The sequence below is a fragment of the Edaphobacter aggregans DSM 19364 genome (assembly GCF_000745965.1).
In the GTDB taxonomy this organism is placed as follows: domain Bacteria; phylum Acidobacteriota; class Terriglobia; order Terriglobales; family Acidobacteriaceae; genus Edaphobacter; species Edaphobacter aggregans.
This window is the reverse complement of record NZ_JQKI01000238.1, coordinates 1-5,172: the sequence shown is the minus strand read 5'-3', so window position 1 is coordinate 5,172 and position 5,172 is coordinate 1. Positions and strand designations below refer to the sequence as shown.

Here is a 5,172-nt window from a genome sequence, read left to right as displayed (position 1 = left end):
CTTGCCTCAGAAGCGCAGCATCGCTCCAGGCCGCATCGGCAATGATGTGATGCAAAGACTGATGCATTTGACGTACGTTGCCGGGAGCCAGACGTGCTGCCATCGGCTCCACGCTCTTGCGCTCAATCGGCAGCATGAGCCCCTTGATGTAGTTCTCGATGGGAATCATGCGATCGGCATGTCCCGCAGATTCTGTCAGGCCGTCCAGATAAATCTGGAGCCGTTCCCCTTGACGCGAGAGATCCAGTTGGCGAACGCTCATTCCTTCAACGTACTGCCCAACAGTTTACGGTGCTTGAATAATAAAATCGAGGAATCTACTTTATAACACAGTAGTAGTAGTCGGCTGCGTTTTAAGCCAGGACCGAAGAACATCTAGCCGGGCAGATCAGTAACTCGCCTCTGTAGGAGAGATCGTCTTCCACTCGCCCGAAAGATCAGAATGAAAGCGCAACGAAGAAGAGAATTGCGAGACAACGACGGAGTAGGCTGGCCATGTGGAGGCCAGTTTAGTACATGGTTGAGTTGGAACTCCCCGGGACTCCGGATAGCCCCGCTGTCCATTCCTTTCTTCGCGTGGTCAAATATCCCTTGTGAGTAACGCTACCAACCATCCCTTCGACATCGGCAACCTCTCCGTCGGCCGCGGCAAGCTCTTCCTCATCGCCGGCCCCTGCGTCATCGAGTCCGAACCCCACGCCCGCATGATGGCCGACTCCATCCAGCGCATCACCTCCGACCTCGGCATCCCTTACATCTTCAAGGCCAGCTACGACAAAGCCAACCGCACCTCCATCCACAGCTTCCGCGGCCCCGGCCTCGTCGAAGGCACGCGCATCCTCCGTACCATCGCCAAATCCACCGGCCTTCCCGTCCTCACCGACGTCCACACCGCCGAGGGCTGCCGCGTCGCCGCCGAATCCGTCGACGTCCTCCAGATCCCCGCCTTCCTCTGCCGCCAGACCGACCTGCTCGTCGCCGCCGCCCAGGCCGCCCAGGCCAACAACCGCGCCATCAACGTCAAGAAGGGCCAGTTCGTCGCCCCCGCCGACATGCGCCACGCCGTCGAAAAGGTCCGCGAGTCCGGCTGCCCCCGCGTCTCCCTCACCGAGCGCGGAGCCTCCTTCGGCTACAACAACCTCGTCGTCGACATGCGCTCGCTCCCCATCATGCGAGCCTTCGCCCCCATCGTCTTCGACGGAACTCACTCTGTCCAAACACCTTCCGCCGCCAACGGCGTCTCAGGCGGCCAGCCCGAGTTCATCCCCGTCCTCGCCCGCGCCGCCGTGGCCGCAGGCGTCGACGGTGTCTTCCTCGAGGTCCACAACGACCCGCCGCACGCCAAGTCCGACGGAGCCAACGCCCTCCACCTTAATCACCTCAGGTCCATGCTTGAGCAGCTCCTGGCCATCCACAGCATAGTCGCCCAGCATCATACCTAGTACCTTCCTTGGTTCTCCGCACCAAAAAAACGGCCCCTCACTAGAGGGGCCAATCTGCCTTGGTTCTCTCTGGTTAGGAGAGTCTATTGCGGGAGTGATCTTTGCCACTGCCCGACAAACTTACTAAACTTTCGGGCGGCATCGAACCAGCTTTAGCTCGATCTATGCCGCCCTTTGGGGGGAGGGCTACTAACTACTGATTGCTCTCTGGTGGTGCACTCACTCCCGCAGGGGAGGTCTTTGGGGCCGCCGGTACAGCATTCGACGCCGAATCTGAGTTCATCGTTGCAAGGCTGTTATGCAGCAGCGTCACGCGAACCCCGTTGGTGACAGCCGTCTCGCCATCCGCAGCTTTGGCCGTGTTCTTGCCCATGCCGGTGCGATAGATGCGATACACCGGTACCTGATGCTCGGTCACAAGATAGCGTACCACCGCGTCGGCCATCGCCTGCGAGGTCTGCACACCCGAGCGGCTGTAGCCCTGAACCTCGACGATGTAGCCCTTCTCGTTGGCCAGCTTCGTCGCCACATCATCCAGCTCCGCCTTCGCCTTCGGGCCCAGCGTCGTGCGTCCCGAAGCGAACGGAACCGAGCTCGAGGCGATCTCCTGGTACTGATCCAGGTTGCTCACCGTCGTGTTCAGCGAAGTAGCGCGGCTGCTGGCGTTGGTCGCTGTCTGCTGCGCCGAGTTGGCGCGGTTGGCTGCGTCCACCGCTTTCTGATCGGCCACATCCGCCGCGCTCTGGGCCTTGTTGATTCCGGCCGTCGCGCGAGAATCTACGTCGCGGATGTCATTGGCATTCTTCGCCTGAAGCTGATCAAGCTCATTGGTGCGATCCTTGATCGGATCCACCTGCCTGTGTACCCACTTCTTGCGGGCCAAGGGGTTCATCTTACCCCAGAAGCCTTCCTTCGACTGTGTCTCCAGCGGCTTTCCCGTGGCATACGTCGACTTGTCATCGACACTCATCTGGCTCGATGCCGGAGCCGCGTTTTGATCCGACGGATTGGACTGCGTAGCGGACTGCGCCAGCGCGCTCATACTCATCGCTGTGCTGAGTACGACAACAGAGAGACCAAATTTCGTTCCGGTTTTCATCATGTCATTCGCTCCTGATGCACCACGCCTGCCGTTTCAGACGTCTGCACACCCGTAACTAGAGCATCTTCCGTGCCAAACTCACATCACCGCTCGTCCGCACTGAAAACAATAGTCTTGCCAGAAATGACCGTTTTTTTCTCAACATGAGGACTGGGACCCCTCACGCAAAATCTTCCGCCCCGCGTGTAAGTATTACTGCCCTCTCACCCGGCCATTTTTTCCGCATCGCCTCAGCCACCGTGGCCCGCCCCGAGCCCGCCTACTTCGTGTCCACCCGAATGGTGTGGATCTCTGGCATCTGCATGTTCCAGTTCGCCGGAATCGACTCGAAGATCAGCCGGAACTCCCGCTCATCCCCCGGCTTGATCGGGTCCGCGCTCACCATCTGCGTATCCACATACGGCTCGCGCGTCCGGATCAGCATCATCGGCACCGTCTCCACCTGGGGAGGCATCTGCTCCTCGTTGTGAAACAGCACCTGCACCGTCACTCCCGTGACCGTCGTCGGTCCAGCGTTCCGTATCTTTCCGTCGATAAACGTCGACTTCCCTCCCGAGAGGCTCGTCGACTCGCTCATCTGCAGTCCCGACAGCGGAAGATTCACCGCATATGGCGCCGGAGGCTGAATTCCCGTAATGACAGGAGCCTTCTTCCTTCCCGCCAGCACGAGGCCCGCAAGAATCGCCAGCACCACCACGCCCGCCACCACCCAGGCCGAGAGCGGCATTCCACCGCCCCGAGGAGTCCCCGCAGGGACAAATATCTCCGGCCCACCCGTCCGTGATGTCGATGCGGACGTCTCCCGTTGAACCTCCACCGGCTCCGACGGCCGGCCCACTCCCTCGTCTGGCTTCAGATCGCTCATAGGCCGAAATTTTATACCTCTCCCCGGCACCACGACCGAACCGCTCATGAGGAATCCAGCAAAGTTCCACTGGCCCAAACTTAGCCTGAAATTCATCCAATCACGGAACATTCTGGTGCATCATCACGTCATTCACCATCATCTATATGCTCTATAACCAGGAGCACAAAGCCATGACTCCCCGAATCGGCTTCCGGACCGACAAAACTACCGGCAACATCGCCCCGGCACGGCCCGCCGCTGCGATGAGCGATGCGACCGTCCCCCGGACCACGACCATCTCCGACTACGCCTACCGGATCGCCGCCATCACAGCCGGAGTCGCCCTCCTCGCCAGCATCTGGTAATCCCACCGCGATCTTAGTGGCCCTGCCTCGCCCCACTCGTCCTGCCTTCGCCGCACTCTACGAAGCGTCATTTCGACCGCTCGCGCAACCCAAAGACCTGTCATTTCGACCGGAGCAGGACAGTTTCATCGTCCTAGGAAGCGGAGAAACTCGCTTCTCTACCAAGGCCCGCCGCAGCCCATCTCCTCACGCAAAACTAGCCCGCTTCACCTTCTGCCGAAAATCCTCCCCCTGCATCTCCACCACCACACACATCTCCTGCAGCCGCGACCGCATGCGCTCGCCAATCCGGTCCCCCAGCGTCTCCTCGCGCAGCCGCACCGCGTCTCCGGCCCCCACTCCCAGCGGCCCCGCATTCGCATAGTTGGTCGTGATGATCGTCGTGCGCCGGTCGTTATACCGAGTATTCAGGATGTGCGCCACCGTATCCCACACCCAGTCGGTCGGCTTCGCCGCGCCCAGCTCATCCAGCACCAGCACCTCGGCATCGAAGACGGGCCGCAGCACCTCCATCTCCGTCTCCCTCACCTGCGCGTTGTAGCTGTTCTGCACCTGCTTCAGCAGGTCGCGATAGTCATAGAACAGCCCCGTCGCCCCGCGTTCCATCACCAGCGCCTGCAGAATCCCCACCGCCAGGTGCGTCTTCCCCACCCCAATCGACCCCGTCAACAGAAGCCCCGTGCCGTCCGTCTCCAGCGGATAGCTCTCCACAAATTTCTTGGCCCGCAGCAACGCTGCGCCAAGCGAACGATGCGACGAAGGAAAGGTCGTCTCGTAGCTCTCCAGAGTGCAATGCTCATACCGCCGCGGAATCCCCGCCCGCCGCAACCGCCGCTCAGCGCGCTCCGTCACCCGGCACACGCACTCCTGGGCAAACCGCCGGCCATCACGCTCCACCACCCGCAGCCCCGCACCCTCGCATATCGGACAAATCTCAGCCATCGAACCTCTAGTATCGCAGCACCCACCCCCCAAAACCGCCTGTGAGAATCCCGACCCAAAACAGGGAAACCGCCGCCCGGGCTCGACCGGAAGCACGGAAGCTTTCATCCCGCCAGCCCATCGAAAACCTTGCCGTAGCCCTCGCTGTGACCTTTGCCGTTTGCCGCTGCTGTTGTCGCTGCCGTTGTCGCTGCCGTTGCTGTTGTTTCTGAGGTAGGGCCGGGCTTCAGCCCGGCCATCAAGCCCGCCGCGAAAGCGGCGCACCGCTCTGCCGAAGGCAGGAGTGAAGCCCAAAGGACGAAACGACCCAATGCCAAGGGAGGCCCAAAAATCTTGATTGCATAACGACGTCGGCTCCGGCCATGGGCAGCGGTTAAGCTTTTTGGCAGGTAAAGGCCAGGGCTCCCGCGTGGAGGAAGGAGCCAACGTCATGCTTATGATAGGTTGCGATTTTCATCCCGGGCTAGAGGAGTT

At 60.9% G+C, this 5,172-nt stretch carries 6 protein-coding genes and 1 pseudogene; 2 read left to right on the top strand and 5 right to left on the bottom strand.

Annotation, left to right across the window (positions count from 1 at the left end; translation table 11 throughout):
- Window positions 1–184: pseudogene (locus Q363_RS30430) on the bottom strand (transposase); the annotation flags it as partial.
- 409 nt (window positions 185–593) lie between these two features.
- On the opposite strand from Q363_RS30430, the gene kdsA reads away from it, so the two are divergent.
- Complete coding sequence (gene kdsA, locus Q363_RS30425; protein WP_084080935.1) at window positions 594–1,442, top strand: 3-deoxy-8-phosphooctulonate synthase; 849 nt, start codon at window positions 594–596, stop codon at window positions 1,440–1,442.
- A gap of 193 nt (window positions 1,443–1,635) precedes the next feature.
- Here the strand turns inward: kdsA and Q363_RS30420 are convergent, their stop codons facing one another.
- Both Q363_RS30420 and Q363_RS30415 read right to left on the bottom strand, forming a co-directional pair.
- Window positions 1,636–2,544, bottom strand: coding sequence for an OmpA family protein (locus Q363_RS30420; RefSeq protein WP_035358226.1), 909 nt, complete (start codon window positions 2,542–2,544; stop codon window positions 1,636–1,638).
- Between the two features lie 259 nt (window positions 2,545–2,803).
- Entirely contained in the window at window positions 2,804–3,409 is a 606-nt protein-coding gene (locus Q363_RS30415) for a DUF2393 family protein (RefSeq protein WP_084080934.1), read from the bottom strand.
- A gap of 173 nt (window positions 3,410–3,582) precedes the next feature.
- Between Q363_RS30415 and Q363_RS41615 the strand changes: the two genes are divergently transcribed.
- On the top strand, window positions 3,583–3,756 hold the full coding sequence (locus Q363_RS41615) for a hypothetical protein (protein WP_157467937.1): 174 nt from the start codon (window positions 3,583–3,585) through the stop codon (window positions 3,754–3,756).
- 186 nt (window positions 3,757–3,942) lie between these two features.
- On the opposite strand, the gene Q363_RS30410 is transcribed toward Q363_RS41615, so the two are convergent.
- Together Q363_RS30410 and Q363_RS41610 are read right to left on the bottom strand one after the other, a co-directional pair.
- Window positions 3,943–4,698: an ATP-binding protein gene (locus tag Q363_RS30410; protein WP_035358223.1), complete on the bottom strand. Its 756-nt coding sequence runs from the start codon at window positions 4,696–4,698 to the stop codon at window positions 3,943–3,945.
- Between the two features lie 104 nt (window positions 4,699–4,802).
- A complete protein-coding gene (locus Q363_RS41610; RefSeq protein WP_157467934.1) occupies window positions 4,803–5,015 on the bottom strand; it encodes a hypothetical protein in 213 nt (70 codons plus the stop codon).
- Between the last annotated feature and the right edge of the window lie 157 nt (window positions 5,016–5,172).